Raw genomic sequence first — 24,938 nt, 5'->3', positions numbered from 1 at the left:
GTCGGCCACAGTGGACGGGGCAATCCTGCGTCACGGTCGGACCCGACCATCAGTGCACAACGTCATGCCACGACCACGCATCTGTCATGCCCCAGGCCGTGCGAACCGCACGTAGTCTCGTGGCATGTGCCGAAACATCACCGCCCTCCGAGGCCTGGAACCAGCCGCGACACCCGAGGAGATCGAGGCGGCTGCCCGTCAGTACGTCCGCAAGGTGACGGGGGTCCAGTCGCTGTCCGACAGCACCCGGGGGCCGTTCGAGGCCGCCGTCGCGGCGGTCGCCGAGGCTACGGCCGCCGTTCTCGCCGAGTTGCCGGCCCGGCGCCAGCCGCCGACGACCGTTCCGCCGTTGCGGCGCCCCGAGGTTGTGGCCCGGATGGCCGCGCGACGGGGGTAGTGGGCCGGTCGTGGCTGGTCACCGCAGCGCCAGGTCATCCACGACGTCGGAGAGCAGACGACGACGTGAGTAGATCCGGCGCTGCCGATCGGCCCCGCCCCCCTGTTCCCGCAGTTTCGCCAAGCCGGCCCGAACGAACTCCGCGTCGTCCCCCAGAACCCCGGAGATCATCGCCAACAGGTCCCCCAGCTGTTCGTGAACAGGCACCGCCTCCCCGGTGACCGGATGCAGGCAGCACCCGCCCAACCCGTCCCGGGAGGCCCGCCACAGGTTGGCCCGCAGCACCGCCGGCGACACGTCGGAGCACACCGAGCCACCGTCGAGCACGTGGGCCACCAACCCCCGGACCAGCGCCGCGAACAACGCCGCGTCCCCCGCCGTGGCGGCCACGTCGGAGACCCGGAACTCCACTGTCGGCTGGTGTTCGGAGAGCCGAACGTCCCAGTAGACCATTCCCCGGTCGAGGATGGCCCCTGACCGCAACAGGCCGTCGACTATCGAGTCGTATTCGTCGAGGGAGGCGAACCGCGGCGGTGGGCCGGCGGACGGCCAGCGCGACCAGTTCTGGTAGCGCCAGCTCGCATAGCCGGTGTCCATGCCGTCGAAGGGCGAGTTCGCGGTGACCGCCAGCAGGGTCGGTAGCCACGCCCGCACCCGGTTGATCACCCATACCCCCAGCGCCCGGTCGGGCATGCCGATGTGGACGTGGCAGCCGCAGGTGGCACCGGCGCGGGTCGCCGCGCCGAAGTGTTCGGCGATGAGCAGGTACCGGGGCTTGGGGGTGATCGACAGGCGTCGTTCGGGCAGGACCGGCACCCCGCTGGGCACCAGCCGCAGCCCGTGGCGGCGGGCCGCCCCGGCCAGTTCGCCGCGCAGGTCGGTCAGCTGACCGAGGACGCCCTCGGGGGTGTCGCAGACGCCGGTGACCGCCTCCACCTGGCTGCACGTCAGCTCGGTCTCCAGCACCCCCTGGGGATCGTGTGCCGCACCGACCACCTCCACGCCCAGGCCCGCCAGCTCCCCATCAGCGTCCACCAGCAGGAACTCTTCCTCGACACCCATGGTCAGCGCCACCCGTGCGCCTTACCCCGCCACCCGTTCCGGCAAACGTTGCTGACAGAAAGTGTCGAGTAGGGGCAATACTGTGAAAATCTCCACCTTGACGGGTGATTGCTCTGTCCACACGCGACATCGCACTCTGTGTACAGCCCGGATCCCTGCCCCGGCACACCCGTGTGGAGGACCCATGCGAGCACTCAGAGCGCTCCTGCTCACCGCCCTCACCGCCGCCCTCGCCCTCACCGGCGCCCAGGCCGCCCAGGCCGCCGCCGCCCCCTACACCGCCCTCGGGGACTCCTACGCCTCCGGTGTCGGCACCCGCACCTACTACTCCGACAGCGGCGACTGCAAGCGCTCCCCCAGCGCCTACCCCGTCCTGATCTCCCAGCAGATCGGCGCCCCGCTGACCTTCGCCGCCTGCTCGGGCGCACGCGTCCCCGACGTGCTCAACCAGCTCGGCAGCCTCTCCGCGAGCACCGGCTTCGTCTCGGTCTCGGTCGGCGGCAACGACGCGGGCTTCGCCGACGTCATCACCCGCTGCGCCCTGCCGTGGCCGTGGCAGTGCACCGGCGAGATCAACAACGCCAACACCTTCATCCGCAGCACGTTGCCCGGCCTGCTGAACAACCTCTACACCCAGATCCGCACGAAGGCCCCCAACGCGACGGTCGCCGTGGTCGGCTACCCGCGCCTGTTCAACGGCGAGGAGTGCAACTTCGGCGCCCGCATCAGCTCCAACGAGCAGGCCCAGCTCAACGCCACCGCCGACCTGCTGGCCACCACCATCGGCGCCCGCGCCGCCGCGCACGGCTTCACCTTCGTCGACGTCCGCCAGGCCTTCATGGGGCACGCGGTGTGCGACGACGCCGAGTGGATCAACGGCCTGTCCAACCCGATCATCGAGTCCTACCACCCCAAGGTCGTCGGCCACACCTCCGGTTACGCCCCGGCGGTCCGGGCCGGGCTGACCTCGGTGCCGGTCAACGCCTGAGGGTCCGGCAACGGCCGGGCGGTGCTCCACTGCCCGGCCGTTGGCCACTCGTCCGGGTTCACCCGATCCAGGGTGCCAACCGGGGATCCGACCGCACAGCGGAGTCGCTGCCGCCTACGGTGTGACCTGAACATCCCGGGACTGGGCTGAAGGGTTTAACCGTGCGAGGATCAGGGAACGCGCCGGCAGCGGGGACCGGCCGGCCCTGCCAATCGACTTCAGTGCGGGGAGCCATCGTGGCGAAACAGCGACTGTCCGAAGACGTCCAACGGCAACCCCACGCTGACCCCACGCCCCGGCGACGCCCGCGCCCCGGCGACCGGCTGCGCCAGGCCGTCGACACCGTCCTCGTCGAGCTCGCCGCCGACGGCAACCCGGACGGGCCGGCCCGCCACCGCCTCGACGACCTGCTGGTCAGCGGCCTGGCCTGGGCCGCGGCCACCGGCGACACCTGCCGCATCGAACACGCCGTGCACGCCGTGCGCGACGCCAGGACCCACCTCGCCGACGCCGACCCCGACGGCGCCCGCACCGCGCTGCTGACCGCCAGGGAGGACCTCGCTCCTCCGGTGGCCCGCTGAACAGCCGGGGAATGGACGACCAACTGCGCGCACTGGCCGCCGCGCACGGCGTCGCGACCAGCTACGAGGACACCGAACACCGCCGGGTCGAGGTCGCGCCGGACGTCGTCGCCGACGTGCTCGCCCAGCTCGGCGTGGACGCCAGCACCCCGGCCACGGTGCGCACCTCGCTGTCCGACGCCCTGCGCCGCCACGGCCGGATCACCGTGCCGGACCCGCTGGTGGTCCGCGCCGGCCGCACCCCAGCGCTCGGCGAGCCGGGCGAGCTGACCCTGGAGGACGGCACCGTCCGCGCGGTCTCCGGCCGGCTGCCCGAGGACCTGCCGCTGGGCTGGCACACGCTCACGGTCGGCCGGCGCCGTGAACGGCGGATCCCGGTCGTGGTCACCCCGCCGACGCTGCCGCCGGTGCCGCCGGCCTGGGGCTGGATGGTCCAGCTCTACGCCCTGCACTCGGCCGGCTCGTGGGGCATCGGCGACTTCGCCGACCTGCGCACGCTGCTGACCCGCTCGGCCGCGCAGGACGCCGGGGTCGTGCTGGTCAACCCGGTGCAGGCGATCACCCCGGTCCCGCCGCTGCAACGTTCCCCGTACTCGCCGTCGAGCCGCCGCTTCGCCAACCCGCTGTACCTGCGGATCACCGAGACCGACGCGTTCCGCGACGCGCCGCCGGCCGTGCGGGCCGAGGTCGCCGCGCTCGCGCCGCGCCCGGGCGCCGAGCTGATCGACTACGACGCCGTGTGGGCCGCCAAGCTCGCCGCGCTCGAACTGTTGTGGCGGCACACCGCGCCGGACGTCGGGGACGTCGAACCGGACCTCGCCGAGTTCGCCGCGTTCTGCGCGCTGGCGCAGGAGCACGGGCCGGACTGGCGGACCTGGCCGCCGGCGCTGCGCCATCCGCGCGGCGCCGACCGGTCCGGTCCCGGGGTCGCCTTCCACGCCTGGGTGCAGCGGCTGTGCCGCGAGCAGCTCGCGTCGGTGCGGGCGGCCGCGCGTGAGGCCGGGATGGCCGTGGGTGTGGTGCACGACCTGCCGGTGGGCGTCGACCCGGCCGGCGCGGACGCGTGGGCGTTGCAGGACGTGCTGGCCTCGGAGGTGACCGTCGGCGCGCCGCCGGACGCGTTCAGCCAGCAGGGCCAGGACTGGAACCTGCCGCCGTGGCGACCGGACCTGTTGGCGCGCAACGGGTACACCCCGTTCCGGGACGTCATCCGGGCGGTGCTCGCGCAGGCAGACGGGATCCGGATCGACCACGTGATGGGCCTGTGGCGGCTGTGGTGGATCCCGCCGGGCCGCCCGGCCAGCGAGGGCACCTACGTGCACTACGACGCCGAGGCGCTGCTCGGGGTGCTCGCGCTGGAGGCCCACCGGGCGGGCGCGATCGTCGTCGGCGAGGACCTGGGCACGGTGTCGGCCGGAGTGCGGACCACGTTGCGCGAGCGGGGAGTGCTGCGCTCGGCGGTGCTGTGGTTCCAGCGCGACGAGGAGACCGAGGGCGAGCCGCTGCTGGACCCGGCGCGGTGGCCGGCCGACGCGCTGGCCTCGGTCTCCACCCACGACCTGCCGACCGCCGCCGGGTTCCTGCGCGGCGAGAACGTGACCGTCCGCGCCGAGCTGGGACTGCTGGAAGACCCTGCGGCGGAACGGAAACGCGCCGACGACGACCGCGCGGAACTGCTCGCCGAACTCGCCGCGCACGACCTGGCGCCGGCGGATCCGGCCAGCGAGGCCGACCTCGTCGTCGCGCTGCACGAACTGCTCGCCACGGCGGCCAGCACGCTGCTGCTGACCTCCCCGCAGGACGCGCTCGGCGAGCCCCGGCAGCCGAACCTACCGGGGACAATCGATCAATACCCCAACTGGCGGATCCCGCTTCCGGTGACGGTGGACGAACTTCTCCAGCACCCAGTAGTCGTTCGCGTGGTGGCTGCCCTCCGAAAGGCGCGACCCTCAACCCCGATCGAATGATCATTCGATCAAAGGTTCCGTTCGCGGTTTCGGCCCCCGTCCAGCATCTACCGTGGACAGGGAAGATCACCTCAGCCCCACCGAGGAGCACCCGTGCAACCCTGGCCCGGTTCCCCCTACCCGCTCGGCGCCACCTACGACGGCGCCGGCACCAACTTCGCGCTCTACTCGGAGGTCGCGGAGCGGGTCGACCTGTGCCTGTACGACTCCTCCGGTGAGGAGAAACGGGTGCGGCTGCCCGAGGTCGACGGTTTCGTCTGGCACGGCTACCTGCCGGCCGTCGGACCCGGCCAGCAGTACGGCTTCCGCGTGCACGGCCCGTGGGACCCGCAGTACGGGCAGCGCTGCAACCCGCACAAGCTGCTGCTCGACCCGTACGCCAAGGCCGTCGCCGGGACACTGCGCTGGGACGAGTCGGTCTTCGGCTACCCGTTCGGCCGCCCGGACGAGCGCAACGACGCCGACTCGGCGGCGTCCACCATCCGGGGCGTGGTGATCAACCCGTACTTCGACTGGGGCACCGACCGCGCGCCGAGGATCCCGTACAACGAGACGGTCATCTACGAGGCCCACGTGCGCGGGCTGACCAAGCTGCACCCGGCCGTGCCGGCCGAACTGCGCGGGACCTACTCCGGCCTCGCCCACCCGGCCATGATCGACTACCTGCTGGACCTCGGCGTCACGGCCGTGGAGCTGATGCCGGTCCACCAGTTCCTCGACGACCACGGCCTGACCGAACGCGGCCTGTCGAACTACTGGGGCTACAACACGATCGCCTACCTCGCCCCGCACGACGGCTACGCCACCAGCGACCTGCCGGGCAGCCAGGTGCCGGAGTTCAAGGCGATGGTGCGCTCACTGCACGAGGCCGGCATCGAGGTGATCCTCGACGTCGTCTACAACCACACCGCCGAGGGCAACCACCTCGGGCCGACGCTGTCGATGCGCGGCATCGACAACGAGTCCTACTACCGGCTCGTCGACGACGACCGGCGCTTCTACCTCGACTACACCGGCACCGGCAACTCGCTGAACGTGCGCAGCCCGCACACCCTCCAGCTGATCATGGACTCACTGCGCTACTGGGTCACCGACATGCACGTCGACGGCTTCCGCTTCGACCTGGCGGCCACCCTGGCCCGCGAGTTCTACGACGTCGACCGGCTGGCCACGTTCTTCGACCTCGTCCAGCAGGACCCGGTGATCAGCCAGGTCAAGCTGATCGCCGAGCCGTGGGACGTCGGCCCCGGCGGCTACCAGGTCGGCAACTTCCCTCCACTGTGGACGGAATGGAACGGCAAGTACCGGGACACCGTGCGCGACTTCTGGCGCGGCGAACCGGCCACGCTGGGCGAGTTCGCCTCACGCATCACCGGCTCGTCGGACCTCTACCAGGACGACGGCCGCCGGCCCTACGCGTCGATCAACTTCGTCACCGCCCACGACGGCTTCACCCTCACCGACCTGGTGTCCTACAACCAGAAACACAACGAGGCCAACGGCGAGGGCAACCGCGACGGCGCCGACGACAACCGCTCGTGGAACTGCGGCACCGAGGGCCCCACCGACGACGAGAAGATCCGCGACCTGCGGGCCCGCCAGCGGCGCAACCTGCTCGCCACCCTGCTGCTGTCCCAGGGCGTGCCGATGATCCTGCACGGCGACGAGTTCGGCCGCACCCAGCACGGCAACAACAACGGCTACTGCCAGGACAACGAGCTGTCCTGGGTCGACTGGTCGCTGCTGGCCGAACACGGCGAGCTGGTCGACTTCACCGGCGCGGTGATCGCCCTGCGGCACAACCACCCGGTGTTCCGCCGCCGCCGGTTCTTCGCCGGACGACCCATCCGCCGCGGCGAGGAACTGCGCGACATCGCCTGGTTCACCCCCGGCGGCGAGGAGATGACCGAACGGGACTGGGAGTCGGGCTTCGGCCGCTGCATCGCCGTGTTCCTCAACGGCGAGGGCATCCCCGACCTCGACCCGCGCGGCGTGCGGGTCACCGACGACTCGTTCCTGTTGTGCTTCAACGCCCACGACGGCGCCATCGACATCAAGGTTCCCGACCCGAGCTACGGCACCGGGTGGACCGTGGCCATCGACACCGACTCCGGCGAGGTCTTCGACGAGTCCGGCGGCCCGCTGGTCGGCGTCGGCGGCCCCGCCCGCACCGTCACCGCCGACGCCACGGTCACCGTCGCCGCCCGGTCCCTGCTGGTCCTGCGCCGCACCGGGGACCCGGCATGATCCCCACCTCCACCTACCGCGTCCAGGTCCAGCCGGCCTTCGACCTCGCCGCCACCGCCGGGCTCGCCGGCTACCTCGACCGCCTCGGCGTCGGCGCCGTCTACACCTCCCCGCTGCTGGCCGCCACGCCCGGCTCGGCCCACGGCTACGACGTCGTCGACCCCACCCGCACCGACCCCGACCGGGGCGGCGAGAATGGCCGGGCCACGCTGGTCGCCGCCACCCGCGAGTACGGCCTTGGCCTGGTCGTGGACCTGGTGCCCAACCACATGTCGGTCGAGGTGCCCTCGGCCAACCCGTGGTGGTGGGACGTGCTGACCCACGGCCGCGAGTCCCGCCACGCCACCTACTTCGACGTCGACTGGGCCCGCGGCCCGATCCTGCTGCCGGTCATCGGCGACGACACCCCGCTGGAGGTGCGCGGGGGCCGGCTCGCCTACCACGAGCACGAGTTCCCGATCGCCCCCGGCACCGGAGACGGCACCCCCGACCAGATCCACCAGCGCCAGCACTACCGGCTGGTCGACTGGCGGCGGGGCAACACCGAACTGACCTACCGGCGGTTCTTCGACGTCACGTCGCTGGCGGCCGTGCGGGTCGAGGACCAGGAGGTCTTCGACGCCACGCACGCCGAGGTGCTGCGCTGGGTGCGGGCCGGCGAGGTCGACGGGCTGCGCATCGACCACCCCGACGGTCTGTCCGACCCTGGCGGCTACCTGCGGCGGCTGCGCGAGCACACCGACTGCTGGCTGGTCGTGGAGAAGATCCTCGCGCCGGGCGAGGACCTGCCGGTGTCCTGGCCGGTCGACGGCACCACCGGCTACGACGCGCTGCGCCAGCTCAGCGGCGTGTTCGTCGACCCGGCGGGCCGCGCGGTGCTCACCGAGCTGGCCGCCACGCCCGCGTTCGCCGTCGAGGAGCACCGCAGCCGCCGGCTGATCACCGAACGGTCGCTGGTCGCCGAGGTGCGCCGGATCGCCGCGCTCGCGCAGGACGTCCCACCGGAGGCGGTCGCCGAGCTGCTGGCCGCTTTCCCGGTCTACCGCTCGTACCTGCCGGAAGGCGCCGCGCACTGGCACGCCGCCGTCGCGCTCGCCCGCGACCGGCGCCCCGACCTGGCCGGCCCGATCAACGCCCTCGACCACGCGGTGCGCGCCGACCCGCACGGCGAGCTGGCCACCCGCGTCCAGCAGACCTCCGGCATGGTCGTGGCCAAGGGCGACGAGGACACCGCCTTCTACCGCTACCCCCGGCTGACCGCGCTCAACGAGGTCGGCGGCGACCCGGCCCGGTTCGGCGTCGACCCGGCCGAGTTCCACGCCGCGTGCGCCGCCCGCGAGGCCACCTGGCCGGCCGGGATGACCACGCTGTCCACCCACGACACCAAACGCTCCGAGGACGTCCGCGCCCGGCTCGCTGTCCTGTCCGAGCTGCCGCACGAGTGGGCGCGGGCGGTGGGCCGCTGGTCGGCCCGGCACCCGCTCGGCGAGCCGACCCTGGCCCAGCTGGCCTGGCAGACGCTGGTCGGCGCGTGGCCGATCACCCCGGCACGGCTGGCCGCCTACCTGGACAAGGCCGCCAAGGAGGCGAAGCTGCGCACCAGCTGGGTCGACCGCGACGAGGGGTTCGAGGCCGCCGTGCGCGCCTGGCCGGCGGCGGTGCTGGCCGACCCGGTCGTGCGCGGGGAGGTCACGGCGTTCGCCGACCGGATCGCCGGCCCCGGCTGGTCCAACGCGCTGGGCCAGAAGCTGCTGCACCTGGCCGGCCCCGGCGTGCCCGACGTCTACCAGGGCACCGAGCTGTACGACCTGTCGCTGGTCGATCCGGACAACCGCCGCCCGGTCGACTTCGCCGCCCGCGACGCCCTGCTGACCAGGCTGGAGACCGGCTGGCTGCCCGGCGTGGACACCACCGCCGAGGCCACCGGCGCGGCGAAGCTGCACGTCGTGCGGACCGTGCTGCGGTTGCGCCGGGCCCGGCCCGACCTGTTCACCGGCTATCGCCCGCTGCCGGCCGACGGCCCGGCCGCCGGCCACGCGCTGGCCTTCGCCCGCACCGGCGTCGTCGCGGTCGCCACCCGGCTGCCGGTCACCCTGGCCGACACCGGCTGGCGCGACACCGTCCTGGCGTTGCCGCCCGGCCCGTGGACCGACCAGCTCACCGGCCGGGACGTCCCCCAGGTCGTGCCGCTGGCCGACCTGCTCGCCCGCTATCCCGTCGCGCTGTTGGTCAGGGAGCCGCGATGACCGACGAACACTTCTGGGTCTGGGCCCCGCACCGCGACCGGGTGCGGCTGGCCGTCGGGCCCGCCGAGCACCCCATGACCCGCGACGAGCGCGGCTGGTGGCACGCGCACGTCCCGGGCACCGGCGACGGCACCGACTACGCCTACCTGCTCGACGACGACCCGACCCCGCTGCCCGACCCGAGGTCACGCTGGCAGCCGGCCGGCGTGCACGGCCCGTCCCGCCGCTACGACCACCGCGCGTACCGCTGGGGCGACGGCGCCTGGACCGGGCGGGCGCTGGCCGGGTCGGTGATCTACGAGCTGCACATCGGCACGTTCACCGGGCAGGGCACGTTCAACGCCGCGCTGGAGCACCTCGACCACCTGGTCGACCTGGGCGTCGACTTCGTCGAGGTGCTGCCGGTCAACGCGTTCGACGGCACCGCCGGCTGGGGCTACGACGGGGTGGCGTGGGGCGCGGTGCACGAGCCCTACGGCGGGCCGACGGCGTTCAAGCGGTTCGTCGACGCGTGCCACGCCCGGGGTGTCGGCGTGCTGCTGGACGTGGTCTACAACCATCTCGGCCCGTCGGGCGCCTACCTCGACCGGTTCGGCCCGTACTTCGCGGGGCGCACGATCTGGGGCCCGGCGCTCAACCTCGACGGCCAGGACTCCGACGAGGTCCGCCGCTACGTCATCGACAACGCCCTGAGCTGGTTGCGCGACTTCCACGTCGACGGCCTGCGGCTGGACGCGGTGCACGCCCTGGTCGACCGGGGCGCGACCCATCTGCTCGAGGAGCTGGCCGCCGAGGTCGACGCGCTGTCGGCCGGCCTGCGCCGCCCGCTGCACCTGATCGCCGAGTCCGATCTCAACGACCCCAAGCTGGTCACCTCCCGCGACGCCGGCGGCTACGGCCTGACCGCCCAGTGGTGCGACGACCTGCACCACGCCCTGCACGTGGCACTGACCGGCGAGACCGACGGCTACTACCGGGACTTCGCGCAGCCGGGCGCCCTGGCGACCACGCTGCGCCGCGCGTTCTTCCACGCCGGCACGTGGTCGTCGTTCCGGGGGCGCACGCACGGGCGGCCGATCGACCCGTCGCGCCATTCCGGGCACCGTTTCCTGTGCTATCTGCAAACCCATGACCAGATCGGCAACCGGGCGCGGGGCGACCGTCTCAGCGCGACGATCTCGCCGCGACGCCTGCTCTGCGGCGCCGCGATCGTGTTCTGTTCCCCGTACACGCCGATGCTGTTCATGGGCGAGGAGTGGGCGGCGAGCTCACCGTGGCAGTTCTTCGCCTCCTTCACCGACCCGGCCCTGGCCTCGGCCGTCCGCGACGGTCGCCGAGCCGAGTTCGCGGCCCACGGCTGGGGCGAGTCGGAGGTGCCCGATCCCCTGGACCACCGCACGGTCGTGCGCTCGACCCTGCCGTGGGCCGAACTCCACGACCCGGCCCACCGCGCGGTGTACGAGACGTACCGGTCCCTGATCGCCCTGCGCCGTGCCCATCCCGCCCTGGCCGACCCCCGCCTGGACCGGTTCGGCGTCCACACCCGGGACAACTGCCTGATCCTCCGTCGGGGCGATCACCGGGTGCTGGTCAACCTGGGCCCGGACGAGACCACGGTCGTCCTGGACGTGCCCCCCACGCCCCCTCTTCTGACGGTGGGTGACGTGGAGACGACGGACCAGCGGGTCCGCCTGGCGCCCGACTCGTTCGCGGTCTTCTGACCCCCGTGCCAGCATGGATGCCATGGACGACCAACAGATCTCAGCCAGGATCACCGACCTGATCAAGGAGGAACACTCCCTCGAACAACACGACGAACCGGACCAGTCCCGCCTGCGCGACCTGGCGGTGGAGCTGGACCAGTGCTGGGACCTGCTGCGCCAGCGCCGAGCCCGCCGCTCCGCCGGCGAGAACCCCGACGAGGCCCAGGCCCGCCCAGGAAACGTCGTGGAGAACTACCTGCAGTAACCACCCGTTCGCCCCCGACCGTCCGCCACGGCGCCGGTCGCACCCCCCACCGGCGCTGCGTGAGCCACGCCTGTCGTGATCGCCGCACCGCCGCCACGGGCCCTGTTCACCCGCCCCGGCGCCACGCTCCGACAGCGCCCCTGGACCGGCTCTGCCGCCGCGGCTGGCGGGGCCGTGGGACCACGGGCCGTGCGTGCTGATGGTGAGCGGCCGACCGGGCGGGCTAGGTGATCGGGGGGAGGACCGCGCGGGCTTCCTCGTGACGTAGGCCGGTGGCCTGGAGGAGGTCGACGGCCACCGAGCGGAGTTGGGCGGCCACGACCTGGGCGGAGAATCCGCCGCCGGCCAGGTCGTCGGCGTCGATGGAGGCCGCGGCTTCGCCGATGGCCTGCCGGACCGCGCTGCGGTCGTGCCAGAGGTGGTCGCCGAAGGAGGTGGTGGCGGCGGACAGTTGGCGCAGGGCGGCGGGGATGGCGGCGGGAACGGGTTCGTCGTCGGCGAGGGCGGATCTGGTTCTGCGGAGCAGGACGCGGACGTTGCGCAGGGCGCTGTCCAGCGGCTCGGCCGCACTGATGTAGGCGCGCAACGGCTGACGCTGCCGCCAGTGGACCGGCGCGATCGCCAGGATGTCGCGGGCGGTGCGCAGCGCGTCCCGGTACTCCTCGATGGCCTGTTGGGACTGGATGCGCCGCAGTTCCCGCACGGCGACGTCCGGGTCGCGCGCGTCGATGGCGTCGGCCGCGGTGGTCAGACCGCTCGCCAGGGCCATGATCATCTGCCGGGCGTGGCGGCGGGCGACCTCCGGCGGGTTCCCCGGCAACAACGCGACGGCGGCGAGGCCGAGCAGCCCGCCGATGAGCGCGTCGACCATCCGGTCGAGACCGGACTGGTTGGCCGGCAGCAGCGCGGCGACCAGCACCGCCGACGCGCCGGACTGCACGGTGATCAGCGGCCCGCCGTCGAGCAGCACCGCCGCGGTCATCGCCAGCACGACGACCAGCGCGATCTGCCACGGCCCGGTCCCGATGGCCAGCACGATCAGGTCGCCGATCCCGATACCGACGCTGACGCCGACCACCAACTCGACCACGCGCCGCAGCCGCCGCTGCCCCAACCCGACCCCGATACAGATGATCACCGCGATCGGCGCGAAGAACGGCCGCTCATGCCCGAACACCCTGGTGGCGACCAGCCAGGCGACCCCGGCGGCGATCCCGCACTGGAGGATCGGCAGGGCCATGTAGCGCAGCGCGCGCACCCGCCGGCGCCCCGCCGACCGAACCCTGGCCCTGCTCACCAACCGCACGAACTCCGAGGCTAGCAACGCCCGGCCCGGGCCGCGGGTTTACCGAAGACACCCCCGGGTAGCCGAACAACAGCCGACGACCGGCGATGTGAGGTAGCGATGGACTACGACCCGGACAGGACCAGCCGACTCGACCCGTACACGGGAGAGCCACCCCCGTACGAGGACGAGTACGTCGAAGAGGGCGTCGTCAACTCCGACTACCGCCGAATCCGCACGGTGAACATCGTCTGCACCGTGATCAACGTGGTGACCGTGCTGTTCGCCGTGGTGCTGGCCGTACACATCGTGCTGGTCCTGGGGTCGGCGAACATGGGCAACGGCTTCGCGTCCTTCGTGGACAGTTGGGCCTCCGGGATCACCCTGGGCCTGACCGGTTTGTTCACACCCGCCAACGCGAACCTCGCGACCCTGCTGAACGAGGGACTGGCCGCGCTGCTCTGGCTGGCGATCGGCGGACTGCTGACCTACCTGGTCCGACGCTTCGCACTACCCAGCCGAGTACGCCACTACCGACGCGTCGTGCGGTGACCAAGGCGCCACCGCAGCCACTGCCAGCACCAGCGGGGAAGGCTTGAGCGAGGGCGCCGGCGGGGCACGGCGGGAAAGGCTTGAGGCACGAAACCAAGGCGCGAAAGAACAAAAGCCGGGCCTCGGCAGCCGAACCCCCGGACCGGCCGCCGAGACCCAGGTCCTCACACCCGCGGTGATCGCCTCAGTCCTCCGGCAGGCGCAACGGCCGCAACACGGCCCACAACGTGAACGCCACACTCACCAGGATCATCCCGAGCCCGGCCCACAGGTTGATGTTGACGCCCGCCGACCGATCGATCTCGGAATCCGGTGTGAACGCCACACCCATCACCGTCAGTACAACCCCATAGACACCGATCAGCAAAGCGATGACCAATCGGATGTCGAAGGCAGCAACGCGACTTCGCTTCGTAGTCATCAACAACTCCTAGAAGATGATGTTGAGCACGATCGTGATCACCAGGACGATCCCCGCCAACAGACCGGGGTTGCGGTACCACCCCGCGTCCTCACCGGTCGTGGACCGCTGGCGGGATTCCTTGGGCGTCAGCGACCAGACCAGCCCGACCAACTGGTCGGCCGGCTTGGGAGCCGTCACAGCGGTGACCGCGACGCTGACGACGATGTCGACCACGAACGCCGCGCCGGCGCCGACGAACGCACCGCCCTGCCCCGGAAGGACCCAGACACCGGACTCCGTGAGGACGAAGACGAGGACGGCCGTCGCGGTGCCGGAGACGAGGCCCACCCAGCCCGCCGCCGGGGTCATCCGGCGCCAGAACATGCCGAGGATGAACGTGGCGAACAGCGGCGCGTTGAAGAACGAGAACAGCTGTTGCAGGTAGTCCATCAGGTTCGCGTAGGTGGACGCGATGAACGCCGTGCCGATGGCCAGCACCGTGGCGATCACCGTGACCACCCGGCCCACGCGCAGGTAGTAGTCGTCGGGGCGGTTCCTGCGCAGGTAGGTCTGCCAGATGTCGTAGGTGAACACCGTGTTGAACGAGCTGAGGTTGGCGGCCATGCCGGCCATGAACGACGCCAGCAGGCCGGCGATCGCCACGCCGAGCATGCCGTTGGGGAGCAGGTCGCGCATCAGCAGCAGCAGGGCGTTGTTGAAGGTCGCTCCGCTGGGGGCCGGGTCACCGGCCAGCAGGGCAGCCTTGTTCTCGCCCTGCAACTCGGTCACGGCAACGCCGGCGACCATGCCGGGGATGATCACGATGAACGGGATCAGCAGCTTCGGGAACGCGCCGATGATCGGTGTGCGCTGCGCCGCGGACATGCTCTTGGCCGCCAGCGCACGCTGGACCTCGACGAAGTTCGTCGTCCAGTAGCCGAACGAGAGCACGAAACCCAGGCCGAACACGAGACCGAGAACCGACAGGAAGTTGTTCTCGAACCCGGTCAGCTGGTTGCCCGGCCAGCTCGACAGCTGCTCCGGACCGCCCGGGCCGGCACTCACCTTGTCGACCAGACCCTGCCAGCCGCCGACCTTGTACAGGCCGACGATGGTCAGCGGCAGCAGCGCGGCGACGATCACCACGAACTGCAGGACCTCGTTGTAGATGGCGGCCGACAACCCGCCCAGCGCCGTGTAGCTGAGCACGATCATGGCGGCGACGACGACCGACACCCACAGCGGCCAGCCCAGCAGCAGGTTCACCACACTCGCCAGCAGGAACAGGTTCGCGCCCGCGATCAGGACCTGGGCGGTGGCGAAGCTGATCCCGTTGACCAGGTGGGCCGTCTTGCCGAACCGGCGCAGCATGAACTCCGGGACGCTGCGGACCTTCGAGCCGTAGTAGAACGGCATCATCACGATGCCGAGGAACAGCATCGCCGGGACCGCGCCGATCCAGAAGTAGTGCGCGGTCGGCATGCCGTACTCGGCGCCGTTGGCCGACATGCCCATGACCTCGATCGCCCCGAGGTTCGCCGAGATGAAGGCGAGACCGGTGACCCACGCGGGCAACGACCGCCCGGACAGGAAGAAGTCGAGGCTGGTCGAGACCCGGCGTCTGGCCATGTAGCCGATACCGATGACGAGGAGGAAGTACATCGCCAGCAGCATGTAGTCGACCACGTTGGCGTTCAGCCGCAGGTCCGCGTCGGCCAGAACGGTCACCACAGCACCTCCTCGAGTCCGACCGCACTGGTACAGAGCCAACACCAGAACGCCGCCGGTCGCCCGCCGAGCGACCATCCACATCGGACGCGAAGTCGTCTTCAGTTGTGGGAAGGGCTCCTTTCGTCAGTCGGGCAGAACGGGCACCGAGAGGCCGGGGTCGCGGCCGAGCAGGGCCGCTCTGGTCACCGAGGACGTGCCGAACCGTTCACGGACACCGTCAAGGGCGGCGTCCAACGTGCCCGCCGGGGTGCCGTCGAAGGGCAGGGCGAGCTGGATCGCGTTGTCCCGGTCCAGGTTGGACAGCGCGACGCCGATGAGCGTGATGCCGCGCTCGTCGATCGTCGGCCTGGCGTCGTGCAGCAACCTCCTTGCGGTGTCGAGGATGAGTTGGGTGTCGTCGGTCGACTGGATCAGCGTGTGCGAGCGGGTGACCCGCGTGAAGTCGGCGAAGCGCAGCCGCAGCACCACCGTCCGGCAGACCCGGCGAGCGGTACGCAGCCGGCGGGTCGTCCGGTCGACCAGCGCCGCCAGGAAAGCCTCCAGGTCGTGCCTGGTCCTGGTGGAACGGCCGAGCGCGCGCTGGGCACCGATGGACCGGCGACGCTGGCCCACGCGGACCCGGCGGGGGTCCTGGTTGTGCGCCAGCGCGTGCAGGTGCCGGCCGGAGGCGCGGCCGAGCATGCCGACCAGGGTGGACTCCGGCAGGGCCGCCACCTGCCCGACGGTCAGCACGCCGCGCGCGTGCAGCTTCTCCGCGGTCACCTTCCCGACGCCCCACAGCCGTTCGACCGGCAGGGGGTGCAGGAAGTCCAGTTCGCCGTCCGGAGGCACCACGAGCAGGCCGTCCGGCTTGGCCACCCCGCTGGCGACCTTGGCCAGGAACTTCGTCCTGGCCACGCCGACGGTGATGGGCAGGCCGACCCGCTCGAGGACCTCCCCGCGTAATCGCTCGGCGATCTCGCGCGGGGTCCCCGCGATCCGGCGCAGGCCACCGACCTCCAGGAACGCCTCGTCGATCGAGATGCCCTCGACCAGCGGGGTGGTGTCGCGGAAGACCTCGAACACCGCCTTGCTGGCCGCGCTGTAGGCCGACATGCGCGGCGGCACGACGATCGCGTGCGGGCACAGGCGTAACGCGCGACCACCGCCCATCGCGGTACGCACGCCGTGGGACTTCGCCTCGTAGCTCGCGGCCAGCACGACACCGCCGCCGACGATCACCGGCCGCCCGCGCAGGCGGGGGTCGTCACGTTGCTCGACGGAGGCGTAGAACGCGTCGAGGTCGGCATGCAGGATGGTCGCTCCGGTCACGAACACATGTTCGCATCGGGCACCGACAACCGCGACCCGAAAGCGGCCTACGCCATGGTCAGGGGCCTACGCCATGGTGACGGTGACCAGCCAGGCCGGGTGGTCGGTGGTGCCCGACATGCTGATCGTCCGGCCGCTGACGAAGGCCAGGTCCTTGCTGGCGAACACGTGCTGCACCGACCCGTCGCCCTTGCGGTAGAAACCGCTCGGGTTGCAGTCCTGGACGTTGGGGCTGCCCCCGTAGCGCAGGTTCATGTCGCCGGACACCACGGCCGGGCCGTTGGCCGTGTAGCCGACGGCCCTGGCCAGCAGCTCACGGCACTGGGCCAGCGCGGTGGTGCCGCTGCGGGCCGAGAGGTGGCCGGTGCACGCGCTCAGCGCGCCGGCCGGCAGGCACGCCCACACCCGCATCTCGTTGCCGGTGTCCTGGGCGGTGAACCGGCCGCTGACCGCCGCGCCGCCGGCGAGGGACTCGGCGACCAGCACGATGTTGCCGTACTCCTGGCCGTTGGCGCAGCGCACGGCGGTGCCGTCGGGCCGCTGCGCGGCGACGAAGACCGACCGCGCCTGGCCCATCGCGGTGCGCAGCCGGGCGACGTCACCGGAGCAGGCCTCGTTGACCGTGACCACCTGCGGGCGCGTCGAGACGATCACCGAGACCGCCTTGACCATCACCGCGTCGCCGCTGAAGCAGGACACCGCGCCGCTGTGACACAGGTTGAGCTGGAGCACGCGGACGGTGGTCGCGGCCGAGGCCGCCGGACCGGTCGGGCTCACGCAGGCGAGCAGGGCCAACGACAGCACGGCGAGCAGCCGGGTGAAAGTGCGCACCCAGTGAGACAAGCAGGTGGGCGGGCCTGTGGCAATATCGGGACCGTGGCGGTATCGATCGAGGCGGCGAGGCGATTACTGGCGTCGCAGCCGTTCAGTGTGCTCGTCGGCGCGCGGCTGACCGCGTTCACCGACGGGGCGGCGACCATCGAGATCGACATCCGCGAGGAGCTCACCCAGCACGACGGCCTGGTGCACTGCGGGGTGCTGGCGTTCGCCGCCGACACGGCGCTGATCTTCGCCGGCGGCAGCGTGCTGGGTGCCGGGGCGCTGACCGGCGGCGTGAACATCTCCTACCTGCGGCCGGCGCGCGGCACGACACTGCGCGCGCACGCCGTGACCGGTGAGACGACCGGCCGGCGGGCCGAGTGCCGGGCGGAGCTGACCACGCTCGGCCCCGGCGGGCAGACCGTCGTGGCGACCGCCACCGGCACGATCGCCCTGCCGCGATGATCCGTCGGCCCAACCCGGTGTTGTGGGTGTACTACCAGTTCGGCGGGCGGCTGCCCGGCCGCTACCGCGACTGGGTGCGCCACGACGCCACCAGCCGCACGTGGCTGGTGCGGGTGCTGCTGCGGGTGCTGGTCCAGTTGGCACCGTTGTTCGCGGTGTTGCTGGTGGTGCTCTCCGGGCTGGAGGGGTCGTGGCCGATCGCGCTGGGGGCGACTCTGCTCGGGGTGCTGGTGAGCCTGCGGCTCGCCGTCGCGAACGCGCAGGAGAGCGTGGACGCGCGGCTCGCGAAGTACGGTTTCCCACAGGGACACGCCACGGCACTGCGCCGGCTGGCGGACGCCGAGGCGAACGCGGACCAGGCGGCGCGATACCAGGACAGGTGGCGGCGGGACGACAGTTCCACCTGAACGAGACCTCTGCTAGGCCATTCCCGTGTATTTCGGGGGGCCAGGGATACCGGCCGCGACAATTTGTTCAGCCGGCCCGGGGAACGACAGGTCCCGGTTTTCTCCGCTAGCGTCGAAAGTGGTTTCGCGAGGTGCGGAACTGTCCGGAGTACAGGGTGGAGGTGCTGCTGATCATCACAGGCTGGGCGGATTCGCCGGGGGCGGTGGCCACTAGTGGAAACATTGCCGCACACCGGTTTCTTCGCTTCCCCGTGGGCGCCCGGATCCCCGCCCCCCGATCGGTCCGGGCGCCCTCAGCCGTTTTCTTCTGACCGAGAAAGGCGCAGGTCACGGTGTTCGGATGGCCCGGACTCCGGAGCCTGAAGTGGTTTCGGAGAATGGTGAGGTCGCCGAAGCCGTTGGCGGCGAGCGCGGCGGCGACGACGGGGGTTGCGGAACGCGAACCGGTGGGGGCGGCGCCGTAGAGGACGAACAGTTCGCCGCCGGGGCGCAGGAGCTGGTGGAGGACGGACAGCTCCTGGACGGCGTCGGTCGTCCAGAAGACGTTCACGTTGACGGCGAACACCGTGTCGACAGGGGTGGGCGACGGATCGCGGGCAGGCGACGGAGACGCGAGACGCGGGTCGGTGGCACGTGGGTCAGCGGAGCGTGGGCCGGCAACGCGCGGCTCCGGAGCGGGCAACGGATCCGTGGCGCGCGGGGTGAGCAGGCCGGCGATGGTGGACTGGCGGACGGTCAGGCGACCGGCGGCCACGGAGGCCGCGTTGCGTTCACGGGTACGGGCGACGGCCACCGGGGAGCGGTCCACGGCGAGAAGGTGCCCTGTGGTGAGACGGGCACAGACCAGGGCCGCGGCGGCGCCCGGGCCGCAGCCCAGCTCCAGGCGGTGGTCATCGCCCGCCGGGGCGATGATGTCGACGGCCCAGCGGACACGGGGCGGGATCGCGGACATCAGGGGCCGACCTCCGGCGCGGTGGGCATCAGGGGTTGCCTTCCGAGGAGAGCCAGGTGGCGGCGTCGAGGCCGAAGAACGTGGCGGGGACGGCGGCGCGCAGGACCGCTTCCAGGTCGCGGATTCGTCGGGCGCCGAAGGTTCTGACCCATTCCGCGCGGAGGTCGTTGAAGATGGCGGCCGAGCGGGTGAGCATCTCCACCCCCAGGGGGGTCAGGCGGACGAGTTTGCGGCGGGCGTCGTGGTCGTCGTCGGCTCGTTCGACGTAGCCGAGGCGTTCGAGGCGGTCGACCGTTTTGCCGGCGGCCTGTTTGGAGACGCCGAGGCGGCGGCCCAGCTCGCTCGCGGTGGCGCCGTGGCGGCCGATGGCCTGGAGCGCGAACCCGTGCGCGGGCCTGGCCTCGGGGTGGCCCTGTCTGGCCAGTTCGGCGTGCAGCCGGTCGATGAGCAGGCGGAAGCCGGCGAACAACAGCAGCGGCAGCTCGAAACCTTGCCCATTGTCGTCAACCTGGTTTACTATCTCGTCAACCACGTTGTCCAACTTAGCGGGAGTGCGCCATGTTCGTCGACCACACCATCGACTCCGCCCCGCCGGCCGCGCGCCGCGCCATGACGGCCGTCGCGGAACGGCTGGGGTACCTGCCCGCGGCCGTGGGGCGGCTCGCCGAGTCACCGGCGGCGCTGGAGGGGTTTCTGCGGATGAGCGGGATGTTCGAGGCGACCTCGCTCGCGCCACTGGAGCGGGAGACGGTGATCATGACCGTCTCGGTGCGCAACCAGTGTGCGGTGTGCGTGGCCATGCACACGGCAACGCTGGTTCGGCTGGAGGCCGACGACGGGCTGGTGGCCGGCCTACGAACCGGGGCAGCGCTCGCCGCTCCGAGACTGGAGGCGCTTCGGCGGTTCACCGTCGACGTGCTCGACACCGCCGGCGGAGTCAGCGACGAGCAGCTGAACGCCTTCCTGGGCAACGGCTTCAGCCGGGAACAGGCACTGGAGGTCGTCCTCGGGATCGGCGCCTACACACTGTCCACAATGGCCAACCGACTGACCGGGGCCCCGGTCGACGAGGCGCTCACGCCTGGCGCGTGAACAGCACCATCGGGTACTCCTCGACCTCGAAGTTGGCCTCCGCGCGCCAGCCGTCGTGGCGGTAGAGGCGGGCCGCCGGTGCGTCGGGGTGGGTGCACAGCCACGCCGAGGGCCAGTCGGCCACGAACCGGGCCAGCAGCTCCCGGCCGATGCCCGCCCGCTGGTGGCCGGGGTCGACCATCAGCTCGGCGACGATCAGCGCCGGGGCGACGAGCCGGGCCGCCACCTCCGGGGTCACCGCCTCGGCCAGGGCGTCGTCGAAGGTCGAGCCGGTGGCCAGGTACGGGCCCGCCGGCCAGCCGTAGACCGCGCCGACGAGCTGGTCGCCGGCCTCGGCGACGAGGCCGGCGAACCCGCTTCGGCCGAGGTGGGCGGTGAGGCGGGCGGGGAAACCGGCGAGCCGCTGCGCCGACGCCAGCCACGGCGGCTCGGTGAAACACCTGCGGTACAACGTGTCCAGCCGCGTGGCATGCCGGCCGAGCTGGATCGCGTCGGTCGACCGCACCCTGATGCCCCTGTGCACAACCTGCAGGTTAACCCCGCGAAACGATCAACGATCGCCGCCCTTGTCGTCGTCCCGGTCGTCGTCCCAGTCATCGTCGTCGCCGTGGCGGTCGTCGTCACGGTCGTCGTCGTAGCGGTCGTCGTCGCGGTCATCGCTGTCATCGTCGTCGGTCTCGACGCGGGTGACCTCGCCGCTGCTCGCGTCGACGCGGATGTCGTAGGTGACGCCGTCCTTGGTGATCTCGACCTTCCACTCCAGGCGGCCGTGCTCGTGCTCGCGCTCCACCTCGTGTACCTGGCCGCCACCCAGGCGCTTCTGGACCAGGGCCACGGCGTCGTCGGGGCCGAGACCGGGCCCGGCGGGCGTGACCGAGGAGGAGGACGAGGAGGACGTCGGCGAGGTCGACGTGCTGGACGTGTCGCCGGTGGTGGACGTGGTGGTCGAGGACGTCACGGTCGGCTGGAGGGCCAGCGAGTCTGCGGCGTTCACGCTACGGTCGTTGGCCGCGAGCGCGATGGCGCTGCCGGCCGACACGACGAGTACCCCCGCGGCGGCCGCGACGATGATGGTCCTGCGGTTCATGGTGGATCCTTCCTCCTGGGATCGCGTACCCCACCACTGTCGCCGGCACCGGCCTAGCGCCGCGCTGCCCGCCGGTTAACGCGACCCTAAGAACGTGACGGTCACCGTCAGTCCGCCGCGCCGCCCGGGCGACAGCTCGACCGCTCCGCCCGTCCGTTCGGCCGCCCGCCGCACGATGTCCAGGCCGAGGCCGCTGGACCCGGATCCGCTGACGCCGCGCCGCAGCACCGGTCCGGCCGGCAGGCCCGGCCCGGAGTCGGCGACCACCAGCCGCGCCCCGCCGGGCACCGGGTCGAGCCGCACGGCGAACGCCGTGCCGTGCGGGGTGTGGGCGAACACGTTGCCCAGCAGGGCATCCACGCACGCCTCAAGGTCGGCCTGGCTGAGGGGGACCGGCAGCGGGCCGGGCCGCACGTCGACGGTGAGCGCGCGTTCGGTGTCCTCGGCGAGCACCGCCCAGAACGCGACGCGGGCGGTCACCACGGCGGCGGCGTCGGTGACGGCGGCCTCGGGGGCCACACCTCGGCGGCGGGCCTGCCCGATGACGTCGGTGACCGCGCGGTTCACCGCCTCGACCCCGGCGATGATCCGTTCACCGTCCTTCTCGGACAGTGACTCGGCGTCCATGCGCAGTGAGGTCAACGGGGTGCGCACCCGGTGGGACAGGTCGGCGATCGTCTCGCGTTCCTCGCGCAGGGCCTCGTCGATGCGGGTGGCCAGGCCGTTGAGCGCGCCGGCGACCACGCCCAGTTCGCCGGGGGCGGTCTCGTCGGCGCGGGCGTCGAGCTGGCCGGCGCCCAGCCGGTGGGACACCGCCGCGAGGTCCACAGTGGACTTGACGAAGGTGCGGGCCAGCCGGTCGGCGACCACCAGCGACACCGCCAGCAGCAGCAGTCCGAGCCCGCCGAGCAGCAGCCACGCCCTCGGCACGCCCTTGGTCAGGTCGGCGTCGGGCACGAACGTGCGGATCACGGCGGTCGTGGATCCCGGGCGCTGCACGGCGAACACGATCTCCTGACCGCCGGGCACGCTGGCCGACTCGCTGCGCCCGCGCCGCGCCAGTTCGACCAGCGGCGTGGGATCGACCGCGACGCCGAGGCGGGTGTCGTCGAGGAACACGGTGACGTCCTGGTCGGTGCGCGCGTTGACCTGCCGCACGGCCAGGTCCAGCGCCTCCCGGTCGGTGGTCACCACGAGCGCGGTCAGCGCCTGGGCCTGCACGGTCGCGCGCTGCACGGCCTGGTCGGCGGCGGCGTTGCGCAGCAGCATGGCCAGCGGCACGAGGAACGCGACCAGCACGAGGGTGGTGGTGGCCGCTACCAGCAGCAGCACGCGTCGGCGCACCGTCGCTCACTCCCCCGGCGCCGCGAGCCGCACACCGACCCCGCGCACGGCGCGCAGGTAGCGGGCCTGCTGGGCGGTCTCGCCGAGCTTGCGGCGCAGCCACGACAGGTGCACGTCGACGGTCTTGTCGGCGCCGCCGTAGGGCAGTTGCCAGACCTCGGTGAGCAGTTCGCGTTTGCTGACCACCTCGCCGGCGCGGGCGGCGAGGTAGTGCAGCAGGTCGAACTCGCGGGGGGTCAGTTCCAGGACGCGGCCGTCGAGCGAGGCGCGCCGCGAGCGCGGGTCGACCCGCAGGCCGCCGACGGTGACGGTCTGGTCGACGGGTTCGTCGGGGCCCCGGCGCAGCACGGCGCGGATGCGCGCGTCGAGTTGGGCGACGCCGAAGGGTTTGACGACGTAGTCGTCGGCGCCGGCGTCGAGCACGGCGACGATCTCGTTCTCGTCGTCGCGGGCGGTGGCGACCACGACCGGCACGGCCGACACGCCGCGCAGCATCCGCAGCATGGCGGTGCCGTCGAGGTCGGGCAGGCCGAGGTCGAGCACCACGACGTCGGGCCGGCCGCTGACGGCCAGTTCGAGGCCGGCCATGGCGGTCGGCGCGGACACCACGGCGTGGCCGCGTTCGGTGAGCCCGCGGATGATCGACGAGCGGATGGTGGCGTCGTCCTCGACCACGAGTACCTGGGCCATGTGGTCGAACACTAAGGCACGGACCCGCCGTGCACGTACCCGACAGGGGGCCGATAGGGCGGCGTTAGGACCACGTTAACCCTGGCGGCGGGCATACTCGGGGCATGCGGCGCGGACGGGTCACCACCGGTGTGCTGCTGTGGCTGGTGGCCGCGGCGGCGGCGACCGCGGTCGGCATGACCGCGGTCTCGGCGATCGGCACGGACATCTTCGGCAGCGGCCCGACGCCGCTCAGCCAGTCCGAAGTGGACAGCGAGCTGAGCACGGCGCCGTCGCCGACGTCACAGCCGCCGTCCTCGACGACCTCGCCGCCGTCCTCGCCGCCCGGCGGGGCGAGCCGGGAGACCACGACGGCCGGCGGCACGGTGATCTCCCGGTGCGAGGGCGGTCTGGTGCGGCTGCTGCAAACGGTGCCGGCCCAGGGTTTCCAGGTCGACGCGGACGACGACGACCTCGACGACCACCCGTCGGTGAAGTTCCAGTCCGGCGACCGGGAGATCGAGGTCCGCCTGCGCTGCGTGGACGGCGTGCCCCACGCCACGGTCGAGGAGGACGACTAGCGTCCGACCCGGTCCTCCAGCCGGTCCAGGCGCGCCAGGATCTGCTCCAGCGCCTTGTCCATGACCTGCGCGAGTTGGTCGCCCTGGTCGTGGTTGGTCCGCAGGTGCACCGCCCCGGACAGGGCCGCCGCCACGATCTGCCTGGTGCGCCGGGTTTCCACGCCGAGCCCGCGCAGCACCTCGCCGCCGGCGCCGTCCGGTTCGGCGACCAGGCCGAGCAGCAGGTGCTCACAGCCGACGTAGTTGTGGCCGGCGAGGATGGCCTCGACGACGGTCAGCTCCAGCGCGTTGGCGGCGGTGCGGCCCAGGCGGGTGCCCTCGCCGCCGGTGTCCTCGGTGGGCAGCCGTTCGACCTCGCGCAGGACGATCGCGGGGTCGACCTCCAGGGCGGCCAGCATGCGCAGGGCGAGGTTGGCGCCTTCGGTGAGGATGCCGTGCAGCAGGTCGCGGGTGCCGATCTCGGCGGCACCACGGTCGCGGGCGCGCGTGACGGCGAGCCGGAAGGCCTGCTTGGCCCTGGGGGTGAACTGGGTCAGCCCGGCGGTCGGGTCGGCCTGGTCGAGGTCGCCGATGGTGGTGGCGCGGATGGCGCCGACGCGTTTGACCGACTGTTCCAGTGCGCGCTGGCAGATGGCCGAGACCGGCAGGCCGGTCTCCTTGACGCTCTCGGCGAGGTCGTCCGGCACGTACACGTTCAGCTTCGGCATACACCCAGATATACCCCCTAATGGGGTTACGGGACAACTCCAGCTCATTGGTTAGGCTCCCCTTACCGAACTGGGGA

General features: G+C 72.0%; 26 protein-coding genes. 13 read left to right on the top strand and 13 right to left on the bottom strand.

Translation table 11 applies throughout. The features are described from left to right. Positions 1–124 precede the first annotated feature (124 nt). Positions 125–397 carry a DUF2277 domain-containing protein gene (locus BLA60_RS06595; RefSeq protein WP_075131825.1) on the top strand — a complete coding sequence of 91 codons (273 nt, stop codon included), beginning with the start codon at positions 125–127 and terminating at the stop codon, positions 395–397. Positions 398–415: 18 nt separating this feature from the next. Here the strand turns inward: BLA60_RS06595 and BLA60_RS06590 are convergent, their stop codons facing one another. Beyond that, positions 416–1,459, bottom strand: coding sequence for a carboxylate-amine ligase (locus BLA60_RS06590; protein ID WP_075132102.1), 1,044 nt, complete (start codon positions 1,457–1,459; stop codon positions 416–418). A gap of 184 nt (positions 1,460–1,643) precedes the next feature. On the opposite strand from BLA60_RS06590, the gene BLA60_RS06585 reads away from it, so the two are divergent. The 7 genes from BLA60_RS06585 (at position 1,644) to BLA60_RS06555 (ending at position 11,456) form a co-directional block, all read left to right on the top strand. Next, a complete protein-coding gene (locus tag BLA60_RS06585; RefSeq protein WP_075131824.1) occupies positions 1,644–2,447 on the top strand; it encodes an SGNH/GDSL hydrolase family protein in 804 nt (267 codons plus the stop codon). Between the two features lie 236 nt (positions 2,448–2,683). Further along, entirely contained in the window at positions 2,684–3,028 is a 345-nt protein-coding gene (locus tag BLA60_RS06580) for a hypothetical protein (protein ID WP_154814172.1), read from the top strand. A gap of 11 nt (positions 3,029–3,039) precedes the next feature. Continuing rightward, the gene (malQ, locus tag BLA60_RS06575) at positions 3,040–4,995 is read left to right on the top strand and encodes a 4-alpha-glucanotransferase (RefSeq protein ID WP_075131822.1); all 1,956 of its coding nucleotides are present in this window, start codon (positions 3,040–3,042) and stop codon (positions 4,993–4,995) included. Between the two features lie 93 nt (positions 4,996–5,088). Next, positions 5,089–7,242 (top strand): glycogen debranching protein GlgX, encoded by a 2,154-nt coding sequence (gene glgX, locus BLA60_RS06570; RefSeq protein ID WP_075131821.1) that lies wholly within the window; start codon positions 5,089–5,091, stop codon positions 7,240–7,242. Then, on the top strand, positions 7,239–9,488 hold the full coding sequence (gene treY, locus BLA60_RS06565; RefSeq protein ID WP_075131820.1) for a malto-oligosyltrehalose synthase: 2,250 nt from the start codon (positions 7,239–7,241) through the stop codon (positions 9,486–9,488). Before glgX ends, treY begins: the two co-directional genes overlap by 4 nt. Then, the gene (treZ, locus tag BLA60_RS06560) at positions 9,485–11,209 is read left to right on the top strand and encodes a malto-oligosyltrehalose trehalohydrolase (protein WP_075131819.1); all 1,725 of its coding nucleotides are present in this window, start codon (positions 9,485–9,487) and stop codon (positions 11,207–11,209) included. Before treY ends, treZ begins: the two co-directional genes overlap by 4 nt. A gap of 22 nt (positions 11,210–11,231) precedes the next feature. After that, complete coding sequence (locus BLA60_RS06555) at positions 11,232–11,456, top strand: DUF2630 family protein (protein ID WP_075131818.1); 225 nt, start codon at positions 11,232–11,234, stop codon at positions 11,454–11,456. Between the two features lie 223 nt (positions 11,457–11,679). On the opposite strand, the gene BLA60_RS06550 is transcribed toward BLA60_RS06555, so the two are convergent. After that, positions 11,680–12,762, bottom strand: a complete 1,083-nt coding sequence (locus tag BLA60_RS06550) for an FUSC family protein (RefSeq protein ID WP_245811847.1) — start codon at positions 12,760–12,762, stop codon at positions 11,680–11,682. Positions 12,763–12,861: 99 nt separating this feature from the next. Here BLA60_RS06550 and BLA60_RS06545 point away from each other — a divergent pair, with 99 nt between their 5' ends. Next, positions 12,862–13,293: a hypothetical protein gene (locus BLA60_RS06545; protein ID WP_075131817.1), complete on the top strand. Its 432-nt coding sequence runs from the start codon at positions 12,862–12,864 to the stop codon at positions 13,291–13,293. 184 nt (positions 13,294–13,477) lie between these two features. Here BLA60_RS06545 and BLA60_RS06540 read toward each other — a convergent pair whose 3' ends face one another. The 4 genes from BLA60_RS06540 to BLA60_RS45345 form a co-directional block, all read right to left on the bottom strand. Then, positions 13,478–13,714 (bottom strand): hypothetical protein, encoded by a 237-nt coding sequence (locus tag BLA60_RS06540; protein ID WP_075131816.1) that lies wholly within the window; start codon positions 13,712–13,714, stop codon positions 13,478–13,480. A 9-nt stretch (positions 13,715–13,723) separates the two neighbouring features. Then, on the bottom strand, positions 13,724–15,424 hold the full coding sequence (locus BLA60_RS06535) for a sodium:solute symporter family protein (RefSeq protein WP_075132100.1): 1,701 nt from the start codon (positions 15,422–15,424) through the stop codon (positions 13,724–13,726). Positions 15,425–15,550: 126 nt separating this feature from the next. Then, complete coding sequence (dinB, locus tag BLA60_RS06530; RefSeq protein ID WP_075131815.1) at positions 15,551–16,744, bottom strand: DNA polymerase IV; 1,194 nt, start codon at positions 16,742–16,744, stop codon at positions 15,551–15,553. A gap of 60 nt (positions 16,745–16,804) precedes the next feature. After that, positions 16,805–17,569: an endonuclease/exonuclease/phosphatase family protein gene (locus tag BLA60_RS45345; protein ID WP_154814171.1), complete on the bottom strand. Its 765-nt coding sequence runs from the start codon at positions 17,567–17,569 to the stop codon at positions 16,805–16,807. Between the two features lie 45 nt (positions 17,570–17,614). Here BLA60_RS45345 and BLA60_RS45340 point away from each other — a divergent pair, with 45 nt between their 5' ends. Together BLA60_RS45340 and BLA60_RS06515 are read left to right on the top strand one after the other, a co-directional pair. Next, positions 17,615–18,022: a PaaI family thioesterase gene (locus tag BLA60_RS45340; RefSeq protein WP_075131814.1), complete on the top strand. Its 408-nt coding sequence runs from the start codon at positions 17,615–17,617 to the stop codon at positions 18,020–18,022. After that, the gene (locus tag BLA60_RS06515) at positions 18,019–18,429 is read left to right on the top strand and encodes a DUF5313 family protein (protein WP_075131813.1); all 411 of its coding nucleotides are present in this window, start codon (positions 18,019–18,021) and stop codon (positions 18,427–18,429) included. Before BLA60_RS45340 ends, BLA60_RS06515 begins: the two co-directional genes overlap by 4 nt. A gap of 106 nt (positions 18,430–18,535) precedes the next feature. Here BLA60_RS06515 and BLA60_RS06510 read toward each other — a convergent pair whose 3' ends face one another. Both BLA60_RS06510 and BLA60_RS06505 read right to left on the bottom strand, forming a co-directional pair. Continuing rightward, positions 18,536–19,381 carry a class I SAM-dependent methyltransferase gene (locus BLA60_RS06510; protein ID WP_075131812.1) on the bottom strand — a complete coding sequence of 282 codons (846 nt, stop codon included), beginning with the start codon at positions 19,379–19,381 and terminating at the stop codon, positions 18,536–18,538. Between the two features lie 28 nt (positions 19,382–19,409). Then, the gene (locus BLA60_RS06505; RefSeq protein ID WP_075131811.1) at positions 19,410–19,922 is read right to left on the bottom strand and encodes a MarR family winged helix-turn-helix transcriptional regulator; all 513 of its coding nucleotides are present in this window, start codon (positions 19,920–19,922) and stop codon (positions 19,410–19,412) included. A gap of 17 nt (positions 19,923–19,939) precedes the next feature. Between BLA60_RS06505 and BLA60_RS06500 the strand changes: the two genes are divergently transcribed. After that, on the top strand, positions 19,940–20,473 hold the full coding sequence (locus BLA60_RS06500; protein ID WP_075131810.1) for a carboxymuconolactone decarboxylase family protein: 534 nt from the start codon (positions 19,940–19,942) through the stop codon (positions 20,471–20,473). Here BLA60_RS06500 and BLA60_RS06495 read toward each other — a convergent pair. From BLA60_RS06495 to BLA60_RS06480, 4 genes are all read right to left on the bottom strand, one after another. Next, complete coding sequence (locus BLA60_RS06495; protein ID WP_075131809.1) at positions 20,457–20,996, bottom strand: GNAT family N-acetyltransferase; 540 nt, start codon at positions 20,994–20,996, stop codon at positions 20,457–20,459. The two genes, BLA60_RS06500 and BLA60_RS06495, sit on opposite strands and share 17 nt — an antisense overlap. Positions 20,997–21,023: 27 nt before the next feature. Continuing rightward, on the bottom strand, positions 21,024–21,560 hold the full coding sequence (locus BLA60_RS06490) for a PepSY domain-containing protein (protein ID WP_075131808.1): 537 nt from the start codon (positions 21,558–21,560) through the stop codon (positions 21,024–21,026). A gap of 75 nt (positions 21,561–21,635) precedes the next feature. After that, positions 21,636–22,904 (bottom strand): HAMP domain-containing sensor histidine kinase, encoded by a 1,269-nt coding sequence (locus BLA60_RS06485; RefSeq protein WP_075131807.1) that lies wholly within the window; start codon positions 22,902–22,904, stop codon positions 21,636–21,638. A gap of 6 nt (positions 22,905–22,910) precedes the next feature. Next, positions 22,911–23,594 carry a response regulator transcription factor gene (locus BLA60_RS06480; protein WP_075132098.1) on the bottom strand — a complete coding sequence of 228 codons (684 nt, stop codon included), beginning with the start codon at positions 23,592–23,594 and terminating at the stop codon, positions 22,911–22,913. 104 nt (positions 23,595–23,698) lie between these two features. Between BLA60_RS06480 and BLA60_RS06475 the strand changes: the two genes are divergently transcribed. Beyond that, complete coding sequence (locus BLA60_RS06475) at positions 23,699–24,154, top strand: hypothetical protein (RefSeq protein WP_075131806.1); 456 nt, start codon at positions 23,699–23,701, stop codon at positions 24,152–24,154. Here the strand turns inward: BLA60_RS06475 and BLA60_RS06470 are convergent. After that, positions 24,151–24,861, bottom strand: a complete 711-nt coding sequence (locus BLA60_RS06470) for a Clp protease N-terminal domain-containing protein (protein ID WP_075131805.1) — start codon at positions 24,859–24,861, stop codon at positions 24,151–24,153. The genes BLA60_RS06475 and BLA60_RS06470 overlap by 4 nt on opposite strands. Positions 24,862–24,938: the final 77 nt, after the last annotated feature.

This window comes from Actinophytocola xinjiangensis, from assembly GCF_001921215.1.
Taxonomy (GTDB): Bacteria; Actinomycetota; Actinomycetes; order Mycobacteriales; family Pseudonocardiaceae; genus Actinophytocola; species Actinophytocola xinjiangensis.
This window is presented reverse-complemented; position numbering and strand designations above follow the sequence as displayed.

Bases quoted from the DNA above. Each gene is read 5' to 3' on its own strand.
- BLA60_RS06595 (WP_075131825.1), top strand. From the start codon at position 125: ATGTGCCGAAACATCACCGCCCTCCGAGGCCTGGAACCAGCCGCGACA.
- BLA60_RS06590 (WP_075132102.1), bottom strand. From the start codon at position 1,459: ATGGGTGTCGAGGAAGAGTTCCTGCTGGTGGACGCTGATGGGGAGCTG.
- BLA60_RS06585 (WP_075131824.1), top strand. From the start codon at position 1,644: ATGCGAGCACTCAGAGCGCTCCTGCTCACCGCCCTCACCGCCGCCCTC.
- malQ (WP_075131822.1), top strand. From the start codon at position 3,040: ATGGACGACCAACTGCGCGCACTGGCCGCCGCGCACGGCGTCGCGACC.
- treY (WP_075131820.1), top strand. From the start codon at position 7,239: ATGATCCCCACCTCCACCTACCGCGTCCAGGTCCAGCCGGCCTTCGAC.
- treZ (WP_075131819.1), top strand. From the start codon at position 9,485: ATGACCGACGAACACTTCTGGGTCTGGGCCCCGCACCGCGACCGGGTG.
- BLA60_RS06555 (WP_075131818.1), top strand. From the start codon at position 11,232: ATGGACGACCAACAGATCTCAGCCAGGATCACCGACCTGATCAAGGAG.
- BLA60_RS06545 (WP_075131817.1), top strand. From the start codon at position 12,862: ATGGACTACGACCCGGACAGGACCAGCCGACTCGACCCGTACACGGGA.
- BLA60_RS06540 (WP_075131816.1), bottom strand. From the start codon at position 13,714: ATGACTACGAAGCGAAGTCGCGTTGCTGCCTTCGACATCCGATTGGTC.
- BLA60_RS06515 (WP_075131813.1), top strand. From the start codon at position 18,019: ATGATCCGTCGGCCCAACCCGGTGTTGTGGGTGTACTACCAGTTCGGC.
- BLA60_RS06510 (WP_075131812.1), bottom strand. From the start codon at position 19,381: ATGTCCGCGATCCCGCCCCGTGTCCGCTGGGCCGTCGACATCATCGCC.
- BLA60_RS06500 (WP_075131810.1), top strand. From the start codon at position 19,940: ATGTTCGTCGACCACACCATCGACTCCGCCCCGCCGGCCGCGCGCCGC.
- BLA60_RS06490 (WP_075131808.1), bottom strand. From the start codon at position 21,560: ATGAACCGCAGGACCATCATCGTCGCGGCCGCCGCGGGGGTACTCGTC.
- BLA60_RS06480 (WP_075132098.1), bottom strand. From the start codon at position 23,594: ATGGCCCAGGTACTCGTGGTCGAGGACGACGCCACCATCCGCTCGTCG.
- BLA60_RS06475 (WP_075131806.1), top strand. From the start codon at position 23,699: ATGCGGCGCGGACGGGTCACCACCGGTGTGCTGCTGTGGCTGGTGGCC.
- BLA60_RS06470 (WP_075131805.1), bottom strand. From the start codon at position 24,861: ATGCCGAAGCTGAACGTGTACGTGCCGGACGACCTCGCCGAGAGCGTC.